Annotated in this window: 18 protein-coding genes and 2 pseudogenes; 9 read left to right on the top strand and 11 right to left on the bottom strand. The window is 61.1% G+C overall.

The genetic code is table 11. The features are described 5' to 3' along the window. Positions 1-285: 285 nt before the first annotated feature. From ACTJI5_RS17760 to ACTJI5_RS17750, 3 genes are read right to left on the bottom strand one after another with little or no spacing between them, the layout of a single operon-like run. The gene (locus tag ACTJI5_RS17760; RefSeq protein WP_440861236.1) at positions 286-2451 is read right to left on the bottom strand and encodes a topoisomerase DNA-binding C4 zinc finger domain-containing protein; all 2166 of its coding nucleotides are present in this window, start codon (positions 2449-2451) and stop codon (positions 286-288) included. After that, on the bottom strand, positions 2448-3203 hold the full coding sequence (locus tag ACTJI5_RS17755; RefSeq protein WP_440861235.1) for a PP2C family serine/threonine-protein phosphatase: 756 nt from the start codon (positions 3201-3203) through the stop codon (positions 2448-2450). The genes ACTJI5_RS17760 and ACTJI5_RS17755 overlap by 4 nt, the downstream gene beginning before the upstream one ends. 6 nt (positions 3204-3209) lie before the next feature. Continuing rightward, positions 3210-3887: a vWA domain-containing protein gene (locus tag ACTJI5_RS17750; protein WP_440861234.1), complete on the bottom strand. Its 678-nt coding sequence runs from the start codon at positions 3885-3887 to the stop codon at positions 3210-3212. Between the two features lie 76 nt (positions 3888-3963). Here ACTJI5_RS17750 and ACTJI5_RS17745 point away from each other — a divergent pair, with 76 nt between their 5' ends. Both ACTJI5_RS17745 and ACTJI5_RS17740 read left to right on the top strand, forming a co-directional pair. Further along, positions 3964-4155, top strand: coding sequence for a hypothetical protein (locus ACTJI5_RS17745; RefSeq protein WP_440861233.1), 192 nt, complete (start codon positions 3964-3966; stop codon positions 4153-4155). A gap of 447 nt (positions 4156-4602) precedes the next feature. Beyond that, positions 4603-4836: pseudogene (locus tag ACTJI5_RS17740) on the top strand (hypothetical protein); the annotation flags it as partial. A gap of 53 nt (positions 4837-4889) precedes the next feature. Here the strand turns inward: ACTJI5_RS17740 and ACTJI5_RS17735 are convergent. After that, positions 4890-5189 (bottom strand): hypothetical protein, encoded by a 300-nt coding sequence (locus ACTJI5_RS17735; protein WP_440861257.1) that lies wholly within the window; start codon positions 5187-5189, stop codon positions 4890-4892. 123 nt (positions 5190-5312) lie between these two features. On the opposite strand from ACTJI5_RS17735, the gene ACTJI5_RS17730 reads away from it, so the two are divergent. Further along, positions 5313-5861: a hypothetical protein gene (locus ACTJI5_RS17730; protein ID WP_440861232.1), complete on the top strand. Its 549-nt coding sequence runs from the start codon at positions 5313-5315 to the stop codon at positions 5859-5861. A gap of 631 nt (positions 5862-6492) precedes the next feature. On the opposite strand, the gene ACTJI5_RS17725 is transcribed toward ACTJI5_RS17730, so the two are convergent. Continuing rightward, on the bottom strand, positions 6493-7521 hold the full coding sequence (locus ACTJI5_RS17725; RefSeq protein WP_440861231.1) for an IS110 family transposase: 1029 nt from the start codon (positions 7519-7521) through the stop codon (positions 6493-6495). 260 nt (positions 7522-7781) lie between these two features. On the opposite strand from ACTJI5_RS17725, the gene ACTJI5_RS17720 reads away from it, so the two are divergent. The 3 genes from ACTJI5_RS17720 (at position 7782) to ACTJI5_RS17710 (ending at position 11141) form a co-directional block, all read left to right on the top strand. Next, a complete protein-coding gene (locus ACTJI5_RS17720; RefSeq protein ID WP_440861230.1) occupies positions 7782-8477 on the top strand; it encodes an energy transducer TonB in 696 nt (231 codons plus the stop codon). Between the two features lie 63 nt (positions 8478-8540). Next, a complete protein-coding gene (locus tag ACTJI5_RS17715) occupies positions 8541-9689 on the top strand; it encodes an AlbA family DNA-binding domain-containing protein (RefSeq protein WP_440861229.1) in 1149 nt (382 codons plus the stop codon). 150 nt (positions 9690-9839) lie between these two features. Next, on the top strand, positions 9840-11141 hold the full coding sequence (locus tag ACTJI5_RS17710; protein ID WP_440861228.1) for a hypothetical protein: 1302 nt from the start codon (positions 9840-9842) through the stop codon (positions 11139-11141). A gap of 67 nt (positions 11142-11208) precedes the next feature. Here ACTJI5_RS17710 and ACTJI5_RS17705 read toward each other — a convergent pair whose 3' ends face one another. Then, the gene (locus ACTJI5_RS17705) at positions 11209-11514 is read right to left on the bottom strand and encodes a helix-turn-helix domain-containing protein (RefSeq protein WP_440861227.1); all 306 of its coding nucleotides are present in this window, start codon (positions 11512-11514) and stop codon (positions 11209-11211) included. Positions 11515-11735: 221 nt separating this feature from the next. Between ACTJI5_RS17705 and ACTJI5_RS17700 the strand changes: the two genes are divergently transcribed. Together ACTJI5_RS17700 and ACTJI5_RS17695 are read left to right on the top strand one after the other, a co-directional pair. Beyond that, the gene (locus tag ACTJI5_RS17700; RefSeq protein ID WP_440861226.1) at positions 11736-13355 is read left to right on the top strand and encodes a VPA1262 family N-terminal domain-containing protein; all 1620 of its coding nucleotides are present in this window, start codon (positions 11736-11738) and stop codon (positions 13353-13355) included. Continuing rightward, entirely contained in the window at positions 13352-14761 is a 1410-nt protein-coding gene (locus tag ACTJI5_RS17695) for a hypothetical protein (protein ID WP_440861225.1), read from the top strand. The genes ACTJI5_RS17700 and ACTJI5_RS17695 overlap by 4 nt, the downstream gene beginning before the upstream one ends. Positions 14762-14936: 175 nt before the next feature. Here ACTJI5_RS17695 and ACTJI5_RS17690 read toward each other — a convergent pair whose 3' ends face one another. Further along, complete coding sequence (locus ACTJI5_RS17690; RefSeq protein WP_440861224.1) at positions 14937-17459, bottom strand: AAA family ATPase; 2523 nt, start codon at positions 17457-17459, stop codon at positions 14937-14939. 4 nt (positions 17460-17463) lie between these two features. After that, positions 17464-17805 carry a hypothetical protein gene (locus ACTJI5_RS17685; protein WP_440861223.1) on the bottom strand — a complete coding sequence of 114 codons (342 nt, stop codon included), beginning with the start codon at positions 17803-17805 and terminating at the stop codon, positions 17464-17466. Positions 17806-17853: 48 nt separating this feature from the next. Between ACTJI5_RS17685 and ACTJI5_RS17680 the strand changes: the two are divergent. Further along, a pseudogene (locus ACTJI5_RS17680) lies at positions 17854-17943 on the top strand (DUF3363 domain-containing protein); the annotation flags it as partial. Positions 17944-18000: 57 nt separating this feature from the next. Here ACTJI5_RS17680 and ACTJI5_RS17675 read toward each other — a convergent pair. From ACTJI5_RS17675 to traA, 3 genes are all read right to left on the bottom strand, one after another. Further along, positions 18001-20571 (bottom strand): HD domain-containing protein, encoded by a 2571-nt coding sequence (locus tag ACTJI5_RS17675; RefSeq protein ID WP_440861222.1) that lies wholly within the window; start codon positions 20569-20571, stop codon positions 18001-18003. 210 nt (positions 20572-20781) lie between these two features. Next, positions 20782-21243, bottom strand: a complete 462-nt coding sequence (locus ACTJI5_RS17670; RefSeq protein ID WP_440861221.1) for a hypothetical protein — start codon at positions 21241-21243, stop codon at positions 20782-20784. Between the two features lie 9 nt (positions 21244-21252). Continuing rightward, positions 21253-24204, bottom strand: a complete 2952-nt coding sequence (gene traA / locus ACTJI5_RS17665; protein WP_440861220.1) for a Ti-type conjugative transfer relaxase TraA — start codon at positions 24202-24204, stop codon at positions 21253-21255. Between the last annotated feature and the right edge of the window lie 65 nt (positions 24205-24269).

The raw sequence follows: 24269 nt of genomic DNA, 5'->3' as shown, positions 1-24269 counted from the left end.
TCCGTCCCCGCGACAATCTCCACCCATTGCCACTAAGCCGATTGAAACCCATGCCCGTCAAGCATCGCCGCTCGCGACCATACAAAAAATGTTGCACACAGGAGATGTAGATTGAGCGACCACCCACGAAATCGGAACTGATCGGGCTTGATCTCGTCAGCATCCTGAGATTTGGAGGTTGCAGGCGGTAACATACAATCACTAAACCGGTCAGCGTCACGTTCAAATTCTATTATCAGCGCGTTACTTACGAACCATCCGCCTGCTAGGCTACGCCCCGACAAGCTATATGTTTCGAGTGCCCCGGCAGCGCGGATAATTCGCGCATCCTAGGAACGCTCCACCCTTATTGTAGCCACGCTGTGCGACGCGGCGCACCATTGATCCGCCGCACGACGGGCAGCGATTAGTCGTGACAGTAGGGCCGCCTTGGAGATGTGGTCGAGGCGCTGGGACCGGTGGCGGCGGCGACAATTTTGTACTGAGCAATTTTGCCGGCGGCGCTGCGGGCGGTATCGGCAGCCCGAGATAATCGAGATCGACGCGGGCCTGCTCCAGATCACGATAGGCTTTGTTGACGGCAGGATCGGCACGCTTCGCTCGCCCCTCAGCCTGCGCAATCGCCGTCCGCAGTTCGTTCGGCGCGCCAAGGAGCTTTCGCCGTAGCTTCGCCGCCTCATCGGCAATTGCTCGCTTGACGTTGTCGGCCGCAATGCGATCGGTCGGCGTCGGATTGGGATTATAAACAAACCGCCCTTCCATTTTCATGCGCCACGCCAGAAGAGGCCCGACGGTCGCCGGGCCGAATCCCGGAATGGACAAAATCCGGCCGCGATTGATCTCCGCCGCCGTATCGATGCCATAAGAGGCGAGCGTGGCTTGCTTGGCCGGTCCGATCCCGCGGATTTTTGCCCGGCGGATCGGGTGGCTTTCGAGAAACTGTCTCAGCTGGGCCTCACGCCGCTTCGACTGCAACTCGGCTAGCTGCCGCTTTTCTCTCTCGGGAAGCTGCTCATAGTCGCGTCTTGCATCGTCCAAAGCGGCACGCGCACGTTGAATCTCGCCCACTCCGAGACGCGATTTCCAATCCGCGATTGCCCTTTGATAAGCCGTGTCAGCATTTGAGTAATCCGACCGGTACGATTTGGCAGCGCTGTTTTCGCCAAAGGCACGCACAATACCGTACCAAGCCGCTGGTCCGTAGAGCAGCCAAAGCCCAGGTGACCACCAAAGCAGCGCGAAAGCGGTGATGATGCACAGGTAGCCGATGAGCCTCTGCGTGCGCACGTCGGCTTTCGCTTTGTCAGCGAGCTCGCTCGGTTCCAAATTCACCGGCTGGAGGATCGGAATAAAGGCGTCCGGGTTCGGAATCTGGATGCGCTCGATCGATGCCCATACGACTTTCAGATTGAAGCCTGCGGCTCCCGGATCCATGGCGGTGCCGGGCAGCGCAACCAAATCCGGCGGCAGAAACAGCGTGATGCCGACGTTATGTTCCATCTTGCACCAGATGCATCGACCGGCGGCGGCGCTCGGATAATAATGGTTCGCTTGCGCTGTGCATTTGCTGAGACCGCCCTCGAGTTTTTGCAGCACGTCGATCCATGCGCGCGCAGTGGGCCTTGCCTGCGGCGTCCGGCCGAAAGCGGCTTCGAACGAATGGGCGACGGGCTCCGGGAAATCCGACAGTAATGCAGCTCCGGGGGGCGGCTGCATCCCGGTGTTTGCTTGGCGCGCATAGGCAAACCGGTGCTCGGCGATTGCCTTTTCAAGCGGCATGTCGCCGCCGACAAATTTCCCCACGAACGGATGGCGGCCCATGAAAAGGAGCTGGAAGATTGCGACCGAGAGACCGAATGCATCGTGCGTAGCCGTCCGCACGACACCGTCCAGCTTGACGCCTTGCAACTCGGGCGGCGTATATTCCGGGACGCCCACGCGGCACAGATGCCGGCTGCCGAACTGGAAGCTATCCGCATCGATCAGGGCTGCGGTTGCTTTCTCCGAAATCAATATGCCCGAATGATTGACGTCTCCGATGACGGCTCCGGAATCGTGAACGCTTGCGACGGCTCGCGCGACATTGGCGGCTGTCCGAACGAGAAAACGAAAATCCGCCTTTGGAAAATTGATCTTCCGCGCGCCGGGTGAATAGAGTTCAAACAGCGGCTTGTGCGCGGGCATGAGCCGCATCGAAAAGCCGACGAACGCCCCGCCCTGATTGCGCACCATCGCGAGAGGAAAAGCCACGAGGTTCGATTTGCTTGCGAGGCTCGCGGCGATCATGGCCGCGATTTTTTCTTCGCGGAACTGGTCGGGATGCGAATAGATTTTTACCGCCAGATTGGGACTGTCGGCGAGCGTGAATACCTCCCCTTCGCCGCCCTTGCCGATGCGCTTGCCCAGTCGCAGCGGCCGATTGTCGGCAAAGAGGTTCAGCGGCTTGGTCATTGAAGCGCCGCCAGGATCAGGGTCTTGTCATCGTCGGTGCGCTCGTTGATCGTATCGCTCGACAGATAGGCCGCAAGCTGGCGGGACAGTGCGGCGTTGAACCCTGATCGATCGCCCTTCACAACCGGCTCGCTCATCGAGGCGAAGAATGGCGAATGCGGCTCGGTCGCGGTGAAATTCAGCGCGAGTCGCTCGATCCCATCCGTAAACAAGGCGAACCGATCGATCGGCACGTCGCTTTGGTTCACACGAAGCTGCGCCCCACCATCATCGGTCACAAAATAAGTGGTCGAGGCATACTCACCGTGTTGCGGCCAGCTCAGTGCTTGCCAGCTGCCGTCCTCGGCGGACCGCACGACAGCCGCGCCATCGCCGATGTGAAAGGAGACGGTCGACGAACCGTCGCTTACAAGACCGACGAGCGTCGTTGCAAAGTCTCGCGGGGAAAGTTGCGCGCGTTCCGCGACGGCGGCGATCTGGTCGCGCGTTGCATCGACCCACTCCTCAATTTCTTCCGCTGCGGGCAACCGCTGTTGTTCGTCGAGCAGCAATTTCGCGGCCTGCGAGATTGTTCTGCACGTCAGCATCGCCCCCACGCCGCCGTGCGATGCACTGCCTGCGCCGTCGCATGCCAGCGCGACAAGATAGCGCCGATCGACGCCCGCAGAGGCACATCGAAAGGCGTCCTGCTTCTTTGTATTCAATTTTTCGTGCGAGGTGCCGCGCTGAGACGCGGCCGCCCATTTCCACATCGGCCTTTAATCCGCGACGGCCCAGCCATCCGGCGCAGTGGGATTGGCGAGCGGGACCGGTTCGCCGGGATTGGAGCGGGAGACCGAGCCGAGCGAATTGGAGAGCCACGCAAAAAGCTCCCGGAATGCGAGGCCTTTCAACTTGAGCGGCGCGCGCACAGCGATCTGTCCGAGGGTGTTCATATCAGCGCTATCGACACCCGCGGCGTAGAACATGAATTCCTTGCGCTCCTCGCCCTGCCGCACCTGCGCCGCTGCATTGCTCCAGGCGTCGGTCGGCGCACCGTCGGTCATCAGGAATATCCACGGGCGATAAAATGCGATGCCGTTCGCGCGATACTGGCTTTTGCGCTCGCGCAGCAGCTCGATGCCGCGCTCGATTGCTTCACCCATGGGCGTCAAACCATTCGCTTCCAGTTCGGGAGGGTAGAAGTTTGTCACCGTGGTAAAGTCGGACACGATTTGAACCGGCCCGAACGTCACGATTGCCACCTCGACCCGCTTCGCCGCAAGACCATCGGCGTTGAGTTCGTCGCGAAAGGCCGCAAGACCTGCATTGAGTTCGGAGATCGGACGTCCCGACATCGAACTCGACGTGTCCAGAAGAAGCAAACAGGGACAGCGTGGCTCCGGATTTTCCGCAAACTCGGCGCCGCCGAAAGGCATTTGGTCAAACTCGCTCATATTCCCCCCGATTCGGTACTTTGTACGTCTTGCCTATTGATGAGTGGGGGATTAGCTTGGCGCAATGAAGTTTGGAATGCGTAAACCGAGCCTGAAGAAAAGCATCGCCGCGCGTACTTCGGCCAAGCGCGCGCTGAAGAGCAGCCTCGGCTTGAAGACGCCGCGCGGCTACGGTTGGCTGACCAATCCAAAGAAAGCTGCATATAACCGCGCCTATAATCGGACGAGTTTTTCGTTCATTTCGATTTTGCGCCGGTTATTTCGCTGAGATATCAAGAATTACGCTGTGCTTGATGTTGTCGCAGCAGGGGCGGTGTTCTTGTGCACGCCTGTAGCCGTCTGGGATGGCGATGGCCCGATCTGGTGTGAAGAAGGTCCGAAGATACGGCTTTCGGGCATCGCCGCTCGCGAAATCGACGAAACGTGTAAAGTCGGCCATCCCTGCCCCAGCGCCTCCGGCGCCGCGGCGCGCGATTATCTTGTGCGATTGCTTGGTGGGCCGAAGGGGACGCTGAAGACTGGCCATATCAAGGTGCGCGGCCCGACAATGCGCTGCACGTCATATGGCAGTGGTAAAGGCGCGCGGACGGCGGCTCTCTGCTCCGCAGCTGGGCGGGATCTGAGTTGCGAAATGGTGCGCGCAAAAGTGGCTGTCAGATGGACAAAATATGGGGGCGATCGGCTTTGCCGGTAAGCCAGAACGGGGTGGGGCGACGTGGCGCAAACGGCGGGGACTGGGATTAACAAGACGGGTTGGGCTGTTGCCGCGCTCTTCATCCTCGTGGCGATCGGCCGGTGTCTGCCCTCGCCCGACACGTCGACTACTGCGGTGGCTGGAACAGCGAAGTGGGTTACCGCGCGTTCGCTCAACTGTCGCTCATCGAACTCGGTCAATGCGAGCGCCGTGAAGAGCTTTGTCAAAGATAATTCGGTGAAGGTGCTCGAAGAACGTGATGGATGGTCGCGACTGGATGACAGCAGCGGCTGCTGGGTTGCATCGCGCTATCTCACCGACACCCCTTCGACCAGCGCTCCCACAGCGCAAATCCCGCAGACCCTGCTCTCGCCGAGTACGGGATCGAGCAGCTCCAACGCAGCCCCCTCGTCATCATCAAGCAGCGGATCGGTAAGCCAGTTCGGCGCGTCATCGAACAGCCCCTCCAATTCCTTCAAAAGCAGCTCATCATCGACGAGAAAGAAGGCGTCGACGCGCAAGAAGAGCAGCAAGAAGAAGCGTAAGAAGAGGTCAAGCGGAGGATATTCAGGATCCTCCTGCCCTTGCTCTGGTGGCAATGTGTGCATTGGGCCGCGCGGAGGGCGTTATTGCATCACGAGTGGCGGTAATAAGCGCTACGGCGTATAATTTCACCGCACATTCCCAGCACGGAAGTGTGACATATAAGCGCGGCATTGAAGGGGGCGGAGATGCTTTTTGCTATGGCTTTGGCGCTACTCGCGCAGCCGACCGATGAAAACGACGTCGATATTCGCATCGACAATGATCGCACGCTGGAATGGTCGAGCGGCCCTTGGCGCATATTTCCCTACCCTGAGGAACAATCATGCGATCTCGGTTATTCCGCTCCCAATGACGAATATTGGACGGTCGCCTACAGCGCGCGTGTGAAGGCTGTGCGGCTGTTGATCACCAACAAGAAGGCGACGTCGGTCGAAGCGGGTCGCGACGTTCGGCTAACCATTCTGTTTTTGCGCAACAGCAAATTGTCGGCGGAATGGCCGAACACGACCTTCGAGACGCACGTGGTACGCGGCGGCGAGCGTGCATTCGTCTCTGAGCCACTCGCACTCGAGTTTTTGGACGAATTTGCGAAGGCCGACTTCGTTGGTGTGATGACAGATAAGGCCGCAGTTGCCGGCGCGAGCCTATCAGGCTCGGCCGAGGCCATCGGAAGACTACGCAACTGCGCATTCACCGCGGCCGGGCTGAATGCCGACGACCCTTTTCTGAAATAGCACACTGGCCGGGTTCCTAGCCCGGCGTTGAAGGACCAATCGCTTCCTGCTCGAGCGCCAGTCCACTTTTGTAGAATGCCCCCATTCATGTCTGCAATCAGCTAGCATGGCTCCGACGCCGTTTGGCAGAGGCCATCTCGTTTGGGCGACGGGCAAAGGGTTGCGACAGGCGGCAACCGCCATCTCTGGCCGGTTGAGGCGTTTCTGCTTGCTTCAACGATTTCTCGAAACGGATGCTCCCACCCGCCCATTCTTGTCGATGCAACGGTCAACAACCGGCCGCTTCCTGTTCCACAGAGCGACAGGGAAATAGCCAAGCCATGCCCATTTGAAGGGGACGTAAGTCGGCGTCGAATTTGGCCGTGTGTGGACGGCCCTCCGTTGGCAAGTAGTTTCTAGGTGCGATGCTCCTGCTGGTTGGTGCGGCCATGTGTCCGGCCTGTGATGCGGCATTGTCGTGCGCCGCTGGCCATGATGCCTTTCGCGCGGATCTGGTCCCGACCATTTGCTCGCACTCGAGGTGCACCGGCCAAAGTGGGTTTTCCTGATCCGGCGGTTTCAACCGGCTTTGTGCATCAGCTCCTGTCCGCCCTTCCCAACATCGGCGACGCCGCGCGCGGCGCCTTATCTCCTATGCGTGCGCCAACGATGGTTCGCGATAGTGCGCGCCGCTCGTCATCATTGCCCAGACCATACGCGCGGTCTTATTCGCCAAAGCCACAGCGGCAACCTTCTTCGCACGCCTCTTCATCAGCTCGATGAGCCAGGCTCGTTTGCTGCCGTGTCGTTCGGCATGGCGTATGACGGCCATCGCACCGACCACTAGCATCTGACGCAGATATCGGTTGCCCGCGCGCGATATGCCGCCGAGCCGCTCCTTGCCGCCACTGGAGTTCTGTCGCGGGACCAAGCCGATCCACGCGGCGAGGTCGCGGCCCGTCTTGAAGATGTGCGGATCAGCGACGCTAGCAACGAACGCGCTCGCGAGCAGTGGACCTACGCCGGGGATATCCATCAGGCGGCGCCCGACTTCCGTCTCGCGAGCGCTCGCGCGGATGCGCCGGTCGTTCTCGAGCACCTGCTCCTTCACGACCGCCAACTGCGCGCCGAGCATCTCCAGGCACAACCGAGCATCGCCAGGGATGCTCTCATCATCTCCATCGGCTATGATCGCTAGCAGTCGCTCAAGGCCCATGCGCCCGACCGGCGCCACGATCCCAAACTCCGACATATGCGCCCGCATCGCGTTCGATAGCTGAGTGCGCTGACGGTTGAGCATCAGCCGAACCCGGTGAAGCATCATCACGCTCTGCTGCTCCGGCGTCTTCACCGCGACGAACCGCATTGTCGGCCGCGTCACCGCCTCACAGATCGCCTCAGCGTCGGCAGCGTCGTTCTTGCCGCGCTTTACATAGGGCTTCACATATTGCGCCGGCATCAAACGGACATCGTGCCCCAGCGCGATCAACTCGCGGGCCCAGTGATGCGACGTGCTGCACGCTTCGATACCCACGAGACACCGCGGCAGCTTGGCGAAGAATGGAATCACCCGCGCTCGGCTTAGGCGCTTGCGCACCACGACCTCGCCTGCGGCATCAGTACCGTGGACCTGAAACACCGACTTCGCGATATCCAACCCGATCGTCGCAATCTTCTCCATCGTGGCTCTCCTTCCAGCTCATCCCGCGGTTCATACCGCAGGGGGATGGAGAGCCGTCCACGACATCACTTGCGGACGGGTAAGATATCGATCAATTCGTAGAATGGGTAGTCTGGGGAGGCGATATGCGAGCGATAGCCATGGCGGCGATGATGGCGGCGATCCCCTCGCCTGTCCTTGCCCAATGGCAATTGTCTTCGGGTGTCGACAATTGCGCGGTCACCGGAGAATATTCGGATGACGGTAATTCAGCGATTTCGATGGTCGAATATGTCGACGGCGGCTTCATACTCTTCGTAGAGAATCAGAACTGGTCGATCGTCGAGGACAGAAAATATCCGCTCAAATTCCTCTTCGACGACACGCTCTTCACCGGCGATGCGACCGGTTATGTTTTTCAGGGCAGCAAAGGCTTCAAAATCGGTGGCGGCGCCGACATGGCCGACGCCTTCGCTAAATCCTCCCGGCTAATAATTTACAAGGACGAGGCGACAATCGTCCTGGTCGTCAAGCTGACGGGAACAATGGCAGGCCTGGCCAGGGTCAAACCCTGTATCGCGAAGCTGCGCCGCGAGCATCAGGCCGCGCTGGCTGAACAGCGAGCCCTTGAGGCGAAGAGAAAAATCATCGCCGCCGACCCTTTTGCCGATCAAGCGCCCCCGAACCCTCCCGGCGATGACGCAGCAGAGCCGATCGGCAATGCCGGTCGCTGGATGACGTTCGACGACTATCCGTCGCGTGCGATGCGCGAAGGCCGCGAAGGAGCCGTCGGGTTCAAACTGTCGGTCGATGCGGAAGGCAGGCCCTCGGCCTGCGAAATCACCATGTCGAGCGGTCATGCGGATCTCGACGCCGAGACGTGCACGCTCGTCACCAGACGGGCAAGATTCAAGCCTTCGCCCGGGAGCAGACCACGCTATTTCGAGAGCAGGGTGACCTGGAGCATACCGCGTTAGCCAGTCGAGATCGCCACCATGCAGGAGCCACGGAGCGAACCCGTTGCAAAAAGGACGAAGAATATGATTCCGCGCCCGTTCGAGGACGTGTCGGAGAGCGACCTCGAAAGCCTCGTCTCGAATGAGGTCGCCGAGCAACGCACGCTCGAATTCAAGCGCGATCTCAACATCGAGAAGGATAGCGACCGGCTCAAGTTCGTCCAAAACATCTCGTCCTTCGCGAACGCGCAGGGCGGGGACATATTATACGGTATCGATGCGCCAAAGGGCGTGGCGATCGGGATCAGCGGAATCCAGGATGTGGATCGCGATGACGTTATCCTGAATCTTGAGGACCTTCTCATCTCCGGTGTCCAACCGCGGATAACCGGGCTGCGCAGCCGCTGGATTGCGTGCGGCAACCGCGGACATGTCTTGCTCATTCGCGTTCCGGCCAGCGCGATCGCGCCGCACCGTGTCATCTACAAGGGCGACAACAGTTTCTACGGCCGCAAAAGCAACGGCAAATATCCCATGGATACCGCTGAGCTCCGCGAAGCCTTTACGGCGAGCGAGGCTCTTCCGACGCGCCTTCGTGCTCTACACCTTGAAGCCGTCGACGCGGTGCACCGCGACCACCTGCCGATCAGCGTCGGCGACAATCCGCACGCGATCCTGTCGCTCATACCCACGACATATTTTCGGGAACTTCGCGATCTGCCGATCACGCGCGAGACCGCACTCGCCCCGTTCAAGCCGGAAGGGTATCTGGAGGCGGTGCCGATGATCGAAGGTATACTCCTCCACAATATTCCGGACACGCCCCGGGCGATAAACTCGTTCGCGATCACCCACCGCCAAGGTCGCGTCGATACCGGATGGACGCTGAGGCGTATGAGCGATCCCCTCAATGATACCGGGAAATTCATCGCCCCCGATACATTCGAAAACGGCGTGTCTGACGGAGCGATATCGGGCACGACGCGGCTCCAGGTGCATGGAGTTGATGGCCCCTGGCTCGTTCTTATCACATTGTCCGGGATCAGGGACTATCAGCTCGAAGCAAGCGGAACGATTTACTCCCCACCCGCATGGCGCGACGAACTGACGCTCCCTCCTCTCATGATAGAAACGATGAACCGGGCGACGCTTCTCCCGATCATGCGTTCCTTCTGGCTGGCATTCGGTGTCGAACGACCGGAACATTGGCGCTCCGCGCTTGATGAGAGGTAGCGCTCCGGACATGTGTCCGATATCGCGCATCCCAATGCTAGGCGCGGCATTGACCGTTTCACGATGTAGGGGCTAGAGCACCGAGATGTTCCGCCTATGTTCGCGCAGCAGCCGGGCGTAGCGGAATCGGAACTGGAAAGGCTTCGAGCAATGAGCGCTGATGATCCATCGGGGCGCCTCCCGGCTAACTTCCTGGCGAACCGGGAACTCAGCCGCATCGCGGAGGAAATGCAGAAATCGACATCTCTGCTGAGGGAGACGGAGAAATTGCGCGGCGTCGTCAATACGGTGGAGGGCATCAACGACGTATACCGGAAGATGGCCTTAACACCGGGTGTTCAGGCCCTCATCAAGCAACAGGAATCGGCATCAGCCTATCTAAGAACTCTCGAAAAGAACGGCGTTTTCGCAAAGGTTGCCGAGATACATGCCCGGCAGGAGGCGATGATGGCGCGCATTAACCGCACTCTTCCTCCCGCCTTTCTGGCTCGACATCACGAAATATTCTCGCCGTTCACCAAGTACGAGAATCAAGTCTCGGCAATCATGGAAAAACTGCGCGCTCAAACGCTGCCATCAGCCATGGCCGCGCAGCGCTTCGCCAGCGAGATGAAGCATCTGCAGGAACCGCTCGGCATGGTCCGCTACCGCGTGGAGGAGATTTCCGAACGCGTCGCTGCATTGACCAAGCCGTGGAGCCTGCCAGGTAGCGAGCGCGCTTCCGTCGTGGCCTCCTTGCACCTTGCGAAATTTTCTGATTTCGCACGCGAGCTTCCGGCATTCAGCAAGGAGCGATTTGCGCTCGCCGACAGCGAATTTGGGGCATTCGATCGCGCGCTCCCGGTCGCAGAAACGTTCGAAAACGAAGAAGATGGTGAAGCACTCTATACGGATGGTGGTCGCACGGAGGCGCTCGTAGCCTTCCCGTCCGAGGGCTACGACGATGTCCTAGCCGTAACCGGTTGGGCATTTGAGATTCCCCAGCCAGACTTCATTCGGCCTGACGGGACTTCCCTCCCGACAAGCCTGTTCGACCCGCGCGACCATTATCTCATTTCCATGATCGAGGCGCATTTGCGCCAGGCAATCTACACCTCGCTCGTGACGGCAGGAGGCGCAGCGGCCATGTCCCGGCTATTCGGCAAAAAGATCGGCGACTGGGAAAGCAAACGAGACGATGCACTCCAGCGCGGCGAGCCGGAACTCCATCTCATTTATTATGCGAATTTCATGGAGCTAGCGGATATCATTCTCAATAATGAACTGTGGACGTCCACGTTCAAATCAATCTTCCGCCACAAGGATCGACTCCGCATAACGCTGGAGCGAGTTCACGCTCTGCGGATCCCGTCCTCGCATTCGCGTCCGCTCACTCGGACTGGACGCCTACGACTCTGGGCGGAAGCCCGCGAGATACTCGAAGCGCTTGGAGTCGCTCCGAACTGGAACTGATCCTTCAATTTCTAAAGCGTTCAGCGACAAAATTGCGCCCTCATGGCCGATTTCGGACAGGCGAATTTCAGGCAGGAAACCTCGGAAGCGGATATTCGGCGTCGCCGAACCGCGACGACGGATCGGTCGGCGGAAAGCGCAATGTGGCCGCGATCTGCGCTTCGGCCGTGGTCGCTTCAGCAATGAGCAGGCGCAGCGCCTTAGCGGTGTCTTCCAAGAGACCGTCGCCAAGAGGCCGCTCGCCATTGATGAAACGGCGGATGGCCCGCTCGTCTATGCCAAGGCGCCGCGAGAATGCAGTGGTGCCGCCAAACAGTTGGACGCAATAAGCGAAATGCTCTCGTCGCTCGTCCGCTGAAATTGACGCGTCCATTGTTACCCCTTTTCGTTCGCTGCCGACGGCCATAGGCTATTTGTCAGATGAGGCGCAATCGACCAGTTGCGGACCTCCGGCCACCGCGCCGCGGAACAGAATCGAGGATTCTGAATAAAGAATTGTGTTCGCGAAGGCGGCTAAGCGGGCTCATCGATCGCGCCGGCCAACCTGCAGCGAGCGGGCTAGCGCGCGTTAACGCCGCACATTATGGCGGCGCTATGACCAGCGATACAGGTACCGATTTCACCAAAATGATCGCCGAGATCGAGCGACTCGCCGAGCCGGACGTGCTCGGACGCTACGATTATTTCGAGGTGGTGGAGATATGCGGATTTCCCAAAGGCGAGACGCCGCTGAATATCTTCACAGTGATTGTGGCGGAAACCGGCAATGTCGCCGTTCCCTCCAGACCGGTGCTCGAATTTGTGGGCGAACGGTTCAACATCCGGTCGCTGAAGGACTGGTCCTTCGGCGTCATACGATACCGTGTCCTGCTTCCTCAGCTCCTTTCTGCATTGTCCGATCTGTCGCAGGGAGGTTCCTGGGCGCTTAGTGGCAAGCCGCTCAGACTTGGAGCTGTTGAAGCAATTCCCCGGCGCTTCGCGCCTTCCGACAGCATGAAGCAGCTCCCCTGGAACGGTCTTTTGAAGAATAATTTCTGGGGCGGATCATACCTTCTGGAACTCGCCGATTGTAGCAAGACGATGGGCGCTCCGCTGATCGATCACCCGCGACGCCTGCAGGAACTCTCCCAAAAAGTAGCGGACCGGATACCCATCACGCTCGCCAGCGCGTCGGAGCGCCTAGGGAACATCCTCGTCCAACTCCCGGTCACGGCAGTGATGGCAAAGTTGAACCAGCGCCTTTCGGAAGACCGGTTCGCGCTCGATATCGCGTGGGCGCCGGGCATCGCGCCCCGTCCGCTTCGTTTCAGCACCGAGCGCCGCTTCGACGACATGGTCGTCGCAAGCAGGTCGACACCGGTGACAGAAGGCCGCTCGGTCGTCGAATTACCGGAGGGCGCCGGGCTCGAAAGCGCTCAACTCTGGGACGACGATCATGGCGTTCTCCTGTGGTATGACGCGCCGGCGGCCCGCCTTCAGCAAATCAACAGCAACATGACGATAGGCGCCGTCGGGAGGCGCATCTTTAACGATACCGACGGCACGACACAGGTCGTCACGCTGAGCCATTCACCCCCACCCCTGATCGTCGGAAAGGGTCAGCGCGTACCGTTCGACCAGTTGATTGAGGCGCGGCTCTATCGTGACGGGCGCGAGCGGCTCGCCCGAGAACGACGTTTCGTCCAATATAAGCCGACCGGCAATGCGTCGGCCGATCACCAGCGAGCGATTGCCGACATTCGGTTCCTGCTCGAGCGCTACGGCGCGGGTGGAGCCTGGCTTTGGGATCCCTATCTCTCGGCGAGCGACGTCCTCAAAACGCTGTTTCACTGCCCGCATGAAGGCGCAGAGCTCAGAGCCCTTTCCAGCGCCAACAGCGTCCTGAACGGCACCAGCCCATCGATCAGCGCCACAAAATTTGTCTCGCAGGAGCGCAGTCTTCTCAAAGCCAACGGCGGAAATTGCCTCGGGCTGCGCCTTGAATTCAGAGCCCGTGTCGGGGCAAGCGGTTGGGATTTTCACGACCGCTTTCTGATCTTTCCGAGTGGCGATACGGGTCCCTTGGCGTGGTCACTCGGCACCTCTCTGAACATGCTTGGCAAAAGCCACCATATTCTCCAGCGCGTCGATGACGCACGGCTCGTCGCGGACGCGTTCGAGGAACTTTGGGATCGCCTAACCGCAAAAAACCAGCTCGTCTGGAAGACACCATGACGGCCGCTCTCTACGATGAGCTGGTAGCGGCGGCCTTGGCGAAGGCGCCTCCGGCGATGCCGCCTGCGCTGGCCAACGCGATAGCGACCGTCCCAGCCGGAGTCCCATTCGATCTATCGCTCGCCGACGCTTTTTATGACGCGATACTGAGCGACTATCCCAGCCTCAACACCTCCTCGTTCGAGTATCTAGGTCCCGATGATCGCGGCGCGGCGACCGACTTGCTCGCGTGGCTCGTTGGCGAAATCGCGTCTTTTCCGTCAAGTACGGGGCCGACGGATCCGCACACGATATCACTCGTCGCTGCTGCAGCGACGCTCGATAAGGGCCCGGGACTCTGGGCCGCATTAGCCGGCCAAATACTCGCCGTGCGGTCGCCAATCCTCGGCAACCTAGCGTCGCTAGCTTGCATGATAAAGTCCAGCGTTGCGCCCTCCGCGCCGCTGGCCCACGCTGCGCAATCCGATCTTTCGGGCTATTTAGCGGCCGACGCCGCTGGGGAATGGGAGTCGGTCGGCGAATTCCTCGATCTCTATTCCGACCAGTTCCATCCGCCTTGGGTCGTTACGACCGCGGCGAGAATCTTATCCCAGCTGTCACCGAGGCTGCTCGCGGCGGCCGGCGACAGGCAGGCAACAGCGGTTGACGCCTGGTGCTTCGCTTTCGGGCTCGATGCGGGAGCGCTCGCCGCTCTAGCGAAAGCGGCAAGCGTCGACCGCATGCGTTTTGTGGCACTCTGGATACTGTCGGCTCCGCGTAAAATGAACCTTACCGCTGCACACCGATCCGATATTGTCGAAGCCCTTGTTGCTGCGGGTCAATCCAGCAGCTGGCCACATTGGTGCGCAGCTTTCGGCGCATATCCCGCTCGTCGTCCTGCGATGGTAGAGGTAATTGGATCTGCGCTGGCACACTTGCCGGCGAAGGCCGGCGCGACCTTCATTGCAGCGGCTCGCCTCGATACCGACGAGCTGACCTGTGCTGCGTTGTCCGCATGTTTCGAAACCTTTGCCGCCGAGGCGCCCAAAAAGCTCCGCAAGGAAATCTGGGCCAAATCCCATGCGCGCTGGAACAATTGGAACTATGGCGACACCTCAATGCTTCTCGGATCTAGATCGTCCAGTTTCGACGCTGCTGTTGCCGGATATTTCGTCGACGTATTAACCGACGCCCAACTGCATACCGAAACGGGGCGGCTGGAACAGGCGATCCGGGATATCGACCTCGAGTGGCAACGCACAATCGGCGCGGCCAAAAGCGCCCGCAATCATCTGAAGGCTCGCCTTTCGATCGCACAGCGCGCGAGGACGGTGCGCGAGGGGCAGACCCACAAACCATTGCCGAACGCCGCAGGGAGCTCGGCAATGCTTGGTTCGACCTATCATGAACTGAAGTGGAAACGTTGAAGGCTAGTCAGCTGGCAGCGATCGATACGTTTTTTTGCCGAAGAAAGTTCGGTTTTCACGATTGCTTCCCACGCCATCTCGCAAGGTGTTTGGCCGTCAGCAGCCAGTCCGTCCGTTTCTGGCATGGAATCCATTCTATACAGACATTGCATCTACCGGATGCATCAGAACGACTTCACGCTTTCGCAACTGGGCCGGCCGCAGCCTCGGGGGCGCCGACGGCGCCTGTCGCAAGCGGCTTGAAGGCGAACTGCGTTTCGCATTTGTCGTGCGCGCACACCGGCTTGCTTAAGCCAAACGGCCGCTGATATTTGATGCGCCCGCAGACGCATTCAAACTGCCCGCGGAACATTTTGAACTCGTCCCACCGCGTCTGCTCATCCCCGATCGACCCGTCACCATAGGGCGCGTCCTGAAAGTGGCTTCCGAAATTCTCAATGTCGCCCTTGATGAGGCTGGTGATGAAGCGGTTGTTCACGCCCGGCACATCGACGGGAGTCAATTTGAGGTCGCTAAGGAAGCCGCCGATCGCTGCGGCCAGCTCGGCACGCTCGTAAGAATAGGCCTTTTCGAGCTGGCGAATTCGGACATTGACGCCGAAACCGCGGGCGATTCCCAGCAGCCATTCCTCCTCGGCCTGACGCATCTCGTTGGCAGCAGATTCTCCCTTGGCCCAACGATCGGCGATCATGTCATCAGTGACCTTGTGGTCGGCGAAGCGCGGCCCGAACGCAGGGTCCAGCCCGATGATGCGGGTGAATTGCCAGTCCTTCGCGGCGAGCTGGTCCTTCAGATGATTGAAGAAACGCTCGTCATGGGTGACGAGGATTATTTGGCAGTCAGTGAACATCTTCGCGAGCAGCGCACCAATCGCGCGGCGGTGATCGGCGTCATACGATGTAACGACATCGTCCAGTGCGATCATCGGTGCGGCACCGTTGAATTTCTTGATTGCCGCGAGGCGCAGCGCGAGCGCGACCGAATGGATTTGAGAGTCACTGAGATAGCCGCCCGGCGCGACACTCGGACGGTTGTCTGCGAAATCGATCACAAGCTGCATGCGCTGCTGGTTGGTGTCGTCCTCGCCGGGCAGTTCCAGCCGGATCGGTTGAGCGTTTGCGCCCTGGATCTCCTTGTAGATGTCGTTCATCGGCGCCTGAAGTGCGTCGAGCAGCGACTGGACCTTTTCTCGGATCCTGCCCGAGACAAGCGTGGCCTGCGCAACGAGCGCTTCGTGCAGCGTGGTAAGTTCCTCGGTGGTGCGCATCGCCAGCGCCACATCCTTCTGAAGCTTCAGCAACCGGTCGATGCTGTCCTTGGCCTTAACCCAGGTATGCTCGCCCTGCTTCGCCTCGATGTCCGCGATCTCCTGGTCGAGATCGGCCAGAAGGATTTCCAACTCGGCGACAATGGCTGCAGGCTCGGGCGGGTCGGCGGCCGGCCATCCAGAAACGCCGGTCTGATAGGCGATGAGCGCGGTCTTGAACCCGTCGCCATCATCGTCGGGCAGATGTTCGATCATGGCGGGAAGACGCGCCACGAGCCGATTGTGCGCCAAGGTAGCGGCAGTATCAGCGTCGTCCAGCGCGGCCTTCGCGTCGTTGTAGCTTTGCAGATCCTCGAGATGGGTCTGCAGCAGACTGCGGATCGCGGGCACGCCCCCGGCAGCGGTGTCGCCGATCGCCGTGGCGCAGACCGGGCATGCGTCGGGTGCGGTCCCGTCGTCGGCAAACAGCTTCTCGGCTTCCTTCCATACCGATCGGAAAACGGTGCCGGCCGCCTTGTCGTGCTCTTCGGCCTCAGTGGCCTTGGCGACAGCCTGAGCGGCCAGCGCTTCGGTGAACGCTGCGATGGCGCCGGAATATTCGGCGTCGCCACCGTCCTCGGGTACGGCCTTCTGCCATAGCGCTACGACTGAATTGCGGATCTGTTTGAGGCCGGCGAGCCCAACCCGCTTTTCTTCTGCCGCGGCACGCTTGCCGACCTCGACATATCCCTCGTCTTCGGCGGCGAGCGCTGTGAGCGCCAACGCCGCATCGAGTGGCGCGATGACGCTCGCATTGATGAAGCCGAGCACGGCCACGTCGTCCCACGCGTGAACGGCTTGGGCGGTTTCGGTCCGCAACAGGCCAGCAAGGCGATCCTGTTCGGTGGTGCTCTCGGCAGCGGCCTTCACATCGCGTCGCAGGAGGCGAAGGCTCTTCTGCACTTCCACGAGCGGTGACAGCTGGAGCCAACCGGCCACGTCGCTGTAGCGATTCTCCGGACTATGCGTTTCAACGAAGGTACGCAGCGTATAGCCGCGGATGATTGGCGAGACGACGAAACCCGCCTTCATCGCAGTCGCGGCCGCGTGGATCGGGCGCGGGTTGCCTGCGGCGGTGCGGCTGCCCTCGGCTGTCATCTTGCCGGTGATCGTCGTGAATTTGACCACCGGCGCGATGCCCGCCGCCTGCGCGCCATAGTGCACGAGTGCGGGCGGTCCGGCCTGGTTGTTCAGGGTACGCTGCCCGAGCCGTTCGAGCGTGCCATGCTCGGAGAAGAGAAATTCGAGTGCGTCGACGACGCTCGATTTACCGAGACCGTTGGGCGCGAAGATTGCAAGGCACGGCTTCTTGCTGAAGTCAAAGGTCTTGGGTCGGAGATAGGCGCGGAAGCCTTCCAGCGTCAGCGAGTAAAAAAGCGTTGGATCAGCCATCGGCCTACTCCTCGGCTGGTGCCGCGCGCTTCGCCGCGAGCGCGACGATTGCGGCCTTCGCATTCGCCACGGCACTGGCATTCGGCGTGATGGTCAGAAGGTGATCGGAAAGAATGCCGGCAAGATCGGCATCGACATCGGCCGAAGCCTTGAGGGCCTCAGACACGCCTGCCAAGAACCCGTCGGGCGTCCCCACTGGTTCGCCTTCAGGTGTGGCGGGTGTCGCGAGCATATCCAGCACAGCCGCATCGTCCGGCACTGCCGTTTCGTCTTCTACCACCAGTCCCCCCATCAGCGACTTCTTTGCGCGAATCGGCGCGGCAACCCAACAGTTGCTCGCGCCCATGCCCTCTCAGCCTAGCCACGTAGACCCCGACCGAAAACCACCTTTCGCGTTGTGCCTCGGCGCCCCGTGCTTGATCGGCGGGTCGGCAAGGCGTTGGCCGGCGTGGTGCGCGGCGATGGAATTAACTGGACAATCGGACGAGGCCGAGGCGGACCGTCACCCTACACCTATCCGAGTGGCGGCGAGAAGCCGTCATCAGTTTGCGTCCTCATCCACTTCAGATGTCGGCGTGTAGATCGCGACCGTGCGATAGATTTCGGTGCCATTGGCTTCGCCTACGACCAACATGTCCTCATCGCATTCGACCTGACCCCACGCTTCGCAGAGAAGCGCTTCGATCACCTCCAGTGGGGTCGAGCCGTTTCCCTGAGTGACGGCGGCGATCCAATCAGCGTCGCGCAGGCGGCCGTATCTGCCGTCCACGGTCTGCGCGATCTTGGCACTAGCCTTAAACGAAGACTCGAACTCGCGCTTGGTGACGTCATCGTCATCCTCGTGGCTGATCGAGCCTTCATAGATATCCAGCCGATCTAGCGGCTTGACGGCGTCAACGAACTTCGAAGCGGTCATCCATTCTTCCTGCCACCAGACAACTGGCAGCTCCGCTACGTCGCCGCCGCACCCCATCACGATGGCCGCCGCTCGTGCCTTTTCCGCATCGGGTATTTCGGCGCCGCCGATCACAATCGCTTGCTCGGAGGACCAGGATGCTAGCACTGGCGCCGGGATGATTGGGCTTGCGGAATTGCGTGACGCGGTAGTCTCGACGCCGATCAGGATGCCAGCTACTAGGCCGATCTTGCTCGCGGCAAGCCCATCGACGGTGAGCAGCCCAGACGTCGACCATTGGTTGGCTGCGTCGATGCGCGCACGACCGTAGAGTTTGCCATCTTCATCACGAAGCTCGGTGAGCCGCTCCCATGGCTTCGTAGTGAGCGCCGACTCATCGTCGTCGTCAATGTCGTCGTTGCCCTTTATTCGGCTCAAGAGCGTAGAAGAGCTGATCTCTAGCCAATCGCCTGCGGCGGTGTTGCCTTGAGCCTCGTCGTCTTGTGTAACCGAGATCGTCACGTCGCAAGCGGGCGCGATCGCGGCTATCACCGGGCTCAGTTTCACTATCTTTTTTTCGTCGAAGATATTCTTGCGATAAAGAAGACCGTCGGGCTCGAACGGATTGATCTTGAGTTTGACTTCAATCCGTGTGCCTCCGTCGATCGGCACCTCCTTTGGATCGGCATTACGTAGATTGGGCCGCGAGCCGAGGCCGTGACGGAACTCCAGCACGCGCGCGGACTGCGTGTCGCGATCGAAGCGGCGGGTAATGACCCGGACATGATCGCCGAGCATGAAGATCGAGAAGAATCCGATCCCATATTTGCCGCGGGATTTCATGCCCGCGGCGGCTAGGCCAGGAAATTCCTGAATTGCGAGCGACGATTTCCAGAACGAGTTGCCGAAATCGATCAGCGGACCGGTCAGCACGGTCTGCGACATGCCGACACCATTGTCCTCGAAGCAGAGCCAGAACCCATCGTCGCGCTTCTGCAGCATGACGTGGAGCTCGCCCCATTTGGGTGGACGGCCCTGTAGCCGCCGTCGTGCGGTGATCGCATCTAGACCATTTTGAATCAGTTCGCGGATCGGCGCGGCGGTGCTGTCGCCGTAGAGCTTGCTGCCACCGAGCGTGGCGACGATCTTTGGGACGTCGCTGACCCGGACGGTGCTGTCGACCGGCGTCCAACCGACCGTTTCGACGGTCCGGGCAAGGTCGCTCGGCGAATGCGCTCCCTCGACCCGCCGAACCACGAGCGGTTTCTTCTGGCGGTCGCGTAGAACACGGTCGACGTCACGCAGCTCGCGATCGACCATTTGCAGCGCGTCGAACGCTGTCCACCACGCATCTGCGGCGTCGGCCTCGAAAGGTGGTTGTGCGGTGTAGACGAGCGCGTCGGCCTGAACGAACGGCTTGGCCATTCGCTCCTGGAACTTCCAGTGATCCGCCGAAACGCCGGTGGGCTGAACGAGCGCGAAGTCGAATGCCGGTGCCCGCCGTTGGTCAAGGTGCATCGCATCGGCGACGCGGAGCAGGCAGGCAACCTTAAGCAGATCGACGGTGCAATTGGTTACATCCGGCAGAGCACCGAGCGTCCCGGACAGCTCCTCTTCGACTCTCGCAATGCCCCACCAGTGGCTGTAGGCGACCTTGCCGATCTTCTGACCGTAGAAGTTGCGGACCTGCTGATCTTCGATGATGAACATCGGTTGCTTCTGCGGACCAATCCACGAGATCATCGGAAGGTTCTCGGCCTGCTTGGCGTGAAGGAGACGCAGCGCGTCCGCCGTCGCACGATTTTCGGCTTCCTTGGCCGCCGCGGCGTCACCGGCAGGGACGGATGCCATGTGCCGCGCATGGAGATCGCGCCATTCGGTTTGCTCGCGCAGCTCGGCTATTCCGCCAGGGAAAGCCGCGAGGGTCATTGCTGCATCGTGCAGCAGGATCGCGCCGCCGAACACAAAAGCCTCAGCCGGGTTGAAGTCAAAGTTCTCACTGGCGGCGATGGATGCCATCTCCCAAAGGGCATCTAGATGCGTGACGTCGTGAACGGTCATGTGGGGTAGGTCGCCAGCGATCTTGGCGACCAGCGCGCTAGCACGCGAGCGCATCCCTTCATAGCAGTTGGCAAGACGCGCCTGCTCGTCTGGAGTGGCGTCGGGACGGGCATCTTCAAACGCCGCCTTCCACAAAGTTGTTTTTTTGAACGACATGGTATCGTCTTGAATAGCAGCTTATCCGCCGCCGCAACGGAATAATGTCTGCACCAGTGAAGGTGACGACTGATCCTAAACCGCCATTAGCTTGGCGGCAGTCGGAGGCGCACTTTCGCGGCAAGTTCGAGGCTGCTTTCGGAATGGGCGCGGGCCCCGCTGAATGACCGAACTTCAGGCGCATTTCCGCCGAGACACGGTACTGTCATTTTAGGTCCAAACCGCCACGCCGATGAGCGTCAAGAACGCACCAAACAGCAATCCGCCCGTGCCCGCCCATGTCACCCACCAGTCCTGTTGGTCGTTCGAGCGCTTCTGCTTGATCATGCCCTCGACCCGGCCGAGCGAGCGCGCCAGCGCGTCGCACGCCTCCACGACGATCTTGCGGTCGTCAGCTCGGTAGGTGATCAATCCTTCGTGCATTTCCGTGGCAATCGTCAGCGGCGTGAGCAGCATCGCCGGGTGTTCGTTGATGCTTTCTACGTGCTTTTCCAACTGGCCGAGCCGCGTCTCCATGTCGCGCAGCGTCGGCGAATAATCGGGGAGCTTGTCCTTCGCCGCCGTCAGGCCTTCGATCGCGGTGCGCTGAAGCGATATCTCGCGGCGCAGATCCTCGAAGGCGGTGGCGGCATCGGCGGGCTGCCGGGCGGTGCGAGCTGGTTTCTGGGTCATGGATGCAGCCTACATCCCGATCCCCATGCCGCGTCCACGGCCTAGACTTAGCTGGAGATCCTGAGACAGCGTTTTCGTGCTCATAACGTCCAGCCCGAGCTGCGCACGCCGGTTCTGAAGCAGCGACTCGAGCTGCGGGTCGCGGTGCAGGCTCTTCGCCATGTTATTGAGATTGGCACGCGCCGCATCGCGCGCGGCGTAGGTCGGCGCGCCCTTCACCTTCGCGCTCTCCGTCTTCCATGTCGTAACGAACAGTTCGGCACGCTTCTCGGCATCGGCAGCAAGCCTGACAGGCTCATGCGCCGCGCGCTCCGCCGTAGCTCGCTCGGCAGCGCGCGCCGCCTCTCGGCCATCCATCTCCGCCATCGCGCCCGCGGTCCGCCCCTCCGCCGCGTCCTTCGTCAACTGGTAGCTCTTCCCGAACGCTTCGCGCAGATCGTTCGCGCCCCCGGGGCGCAGCGCATCGAGTTCGGCCCGAGCCCTGCGATAAGCATCGAGTTCGTGCGGCAGTTCTTTCCCGCCAGCTCGCCGGATATCGACGATCTGCTTCGTGATGCCCGCAAAGCGCTCGACGGCTTTGTCGAGCGGTGAGCGCGAGGGCACGGCTTCAATCGATCGGGCGCTGACGCGGACGTCGGCAATCTTCACCGCGCGCTGCCGTTCGGGCGGCGCCGCGTCCGGCGCATCACGCGAGACACTCAGCTTCAGCCCGTCGAACATGCCGCGCTTTGGCTCGGTCGACTTCGCGCCTGTCAGCGCCCGATAGTCGGTTGCCATATCCTTGCCGCGCTCGCGCGAGGCAGCGCGCACGAGCTTGTTCCGGGTCGCAAAATCGTCGCGGCCATAATATAAATCTACCCGCTCGCGATGCCTGGACAGCGCGACGTAAGTCGAGTGGCTGTCTACCCCCGGCGTCGCGAGCACCTGCACGCGGTCGACGGTCATGCCCTGCGCCTTGTGGATGGTCGCGGCATAGCCGTGATCGACATGGGCATAGTCCTTCAGGTCGAAGGCAACGCACCGCCCGTCGTCGAGCATCACCGTCATGCGCATGCGGTCGACATTCTGCACCGTGCCGAGCGAGCCATTCTTCACGCCGATGCTCCGTTCGTTCCTGAGGAACATGACGCGGTCGTTCTCGGCGAACATCCGCTCGCCGCGTTCGACGGTGATAGCAACCTCGGCCCCGAGCGCGCCATTCGCCTTCAGCCGGTCGCGCACTTCCTCATTGAGTGCTCGCACCTCGTCATTGGTATGGGTCAGGATGATCCGACTGGCATCGGGATGCGCCTGACGATCGCGATCCCACGCGTCGACCAGCTCGGTCCGGGCAGCCTTGCGGGTTTCGGCTGCATGAACAAAGCCGGCTTCCGCATAGCGCCCGATCGCCGCGCCAGCGCGTCCAGTCGCGAGTTCACGCGTGGCCTCGCGCTGCCAGTCCTCCTGCTGGCGGCGGATGTCCATGATCTCGACAGCGCCATGGCGCTCAGCTGCAGCGCGGAACGCGGCACCCGCTTCGATCGCCTGAAGCTGCTGCGGATCGCCGACGAGGACGACTTTGGCGCCCTGACGCTCCGCTTCGGACACGACACGTTCGAGCTGGCGTGTCCCCACCATCCCCGCCTCGTCGATCACGAGGATATGTTTGTCGGTCAGACCCTCGCGATCATTGGCCCACTGATGTTCGAGGCTCGCAAGTGTGCGCGAGCCGATCCCCGAGCCATGCTCGAGTCCCTCGGCGGCGATGCCGGACAGCGCTGCGCCCTGCACCTTATAGCCCGCCGCTTCCCATGCCTCGCGGGCGACGCCGAGCATCGCGCTCTTCCCTGTTCCGGCATAGCCGATGACGTTGCTAACGCCGCGTGCCGATGTGACATGTTCGAACGCGCCGCGCTGCTCGGCCGAGAGCTCGAGCCCGCGCGCCGAAGCACTCGCAAGCGCTCGTTCGCGATGGCGCTCGGCAACAGCGTGATTGCGCCGGGCATCAAGGGTTGCGGTCGCGCGCTCAAGGCGCTGCTCGCTTTCGATCATCGATCGCGAAGTGAAGCGATCTTCGCCGCGCCTGTCCTTGCCGAGCGCGATGAGATCGGGCGACGATTTGACTGCCGACATGACGGCGTCGAACTGCTCCTTGCCGTCACTGTGCCGGTGAACGAACATCGCAAGGTCGCGGGTCGTGAACGTCGCCTGCCGGTGCGTGATCGCGTCGAGCGCGATGCCGGGATCGGCGATGATCTTCTCACCATTTGTGCGCGCGATCTCGATATGCTCGACGAGCCGGTCGGCCTCCAGCCCTTCGGCCGCCATGCGCGACGCTGCCGGGCCGATCTTGTGCTGCGGTTCGAGGTCGATCCCCTGCGCTGCCAGGGTGCGGTGATCGACGCGCGCGTCGATATCGAGCGACGCGAGGCGTTCGTTCACATGGTCAGCCCAGGCTTCGCGCCAATGGGTCAGCAGTTCGGTGCGGTTCCACTCGCGCACCTTCGCGCCGAACTCGGCGGCGCCGTCTTCGCTGATCCGGATCTCGCGCATCGTCAGCATGACATGCGCGTGCGGCTTCGCGAGCCCATCGGCCCCGATGTCCCAATGGACATTCAGATCGGCGATCATGCCCCGGTCGACGAACTCTACTTGCACAAAATCACGGGCGAGCGCGATGCCCTGTTCCTGCGTCATCTCACGCGGGATCGCGAACTCAATCTCCCGCGCGAGCTGCGCGTCCTTCCGGACCTCCGCCGCCTCAACATCGTTCCAGAGCTGTTCGCGATTATGCCAGCGTTCGTCCGCTCCTTCCGGGAACATCACCTCGCTGTGAACGACGCCGGCCTTATTCGAGAAGTCATGGCTGCGGCCAAGCCGTTCGTCGTGGAGCCGGTCGGCCGAGCGATAGGCCGCCGCAGCAACCGCGCTGCTGCCGGCAGCGCGCGAAATGACTTTTGCCGAGAAATGATAGATCGCCATGGCGGCCATCCATTTACGGCAAAACGAGCACGTCGGCACGACGTATAAGCGCGCCCTCACACGAT

It is taken from the genome of Sphingopyxis sp. 22461, from assembly GCF_052044915.1.
GTDB lineage: Bacteria > Pseudomonadota > Alphaproteobacteria > Sphingomonadales > Sphingomonadaceae > Sphingopyxis.
Note: the sequence above shows the minus strand (reverse complement) of the source record. Positions and strands in the feature narration are given on the sequence as shown.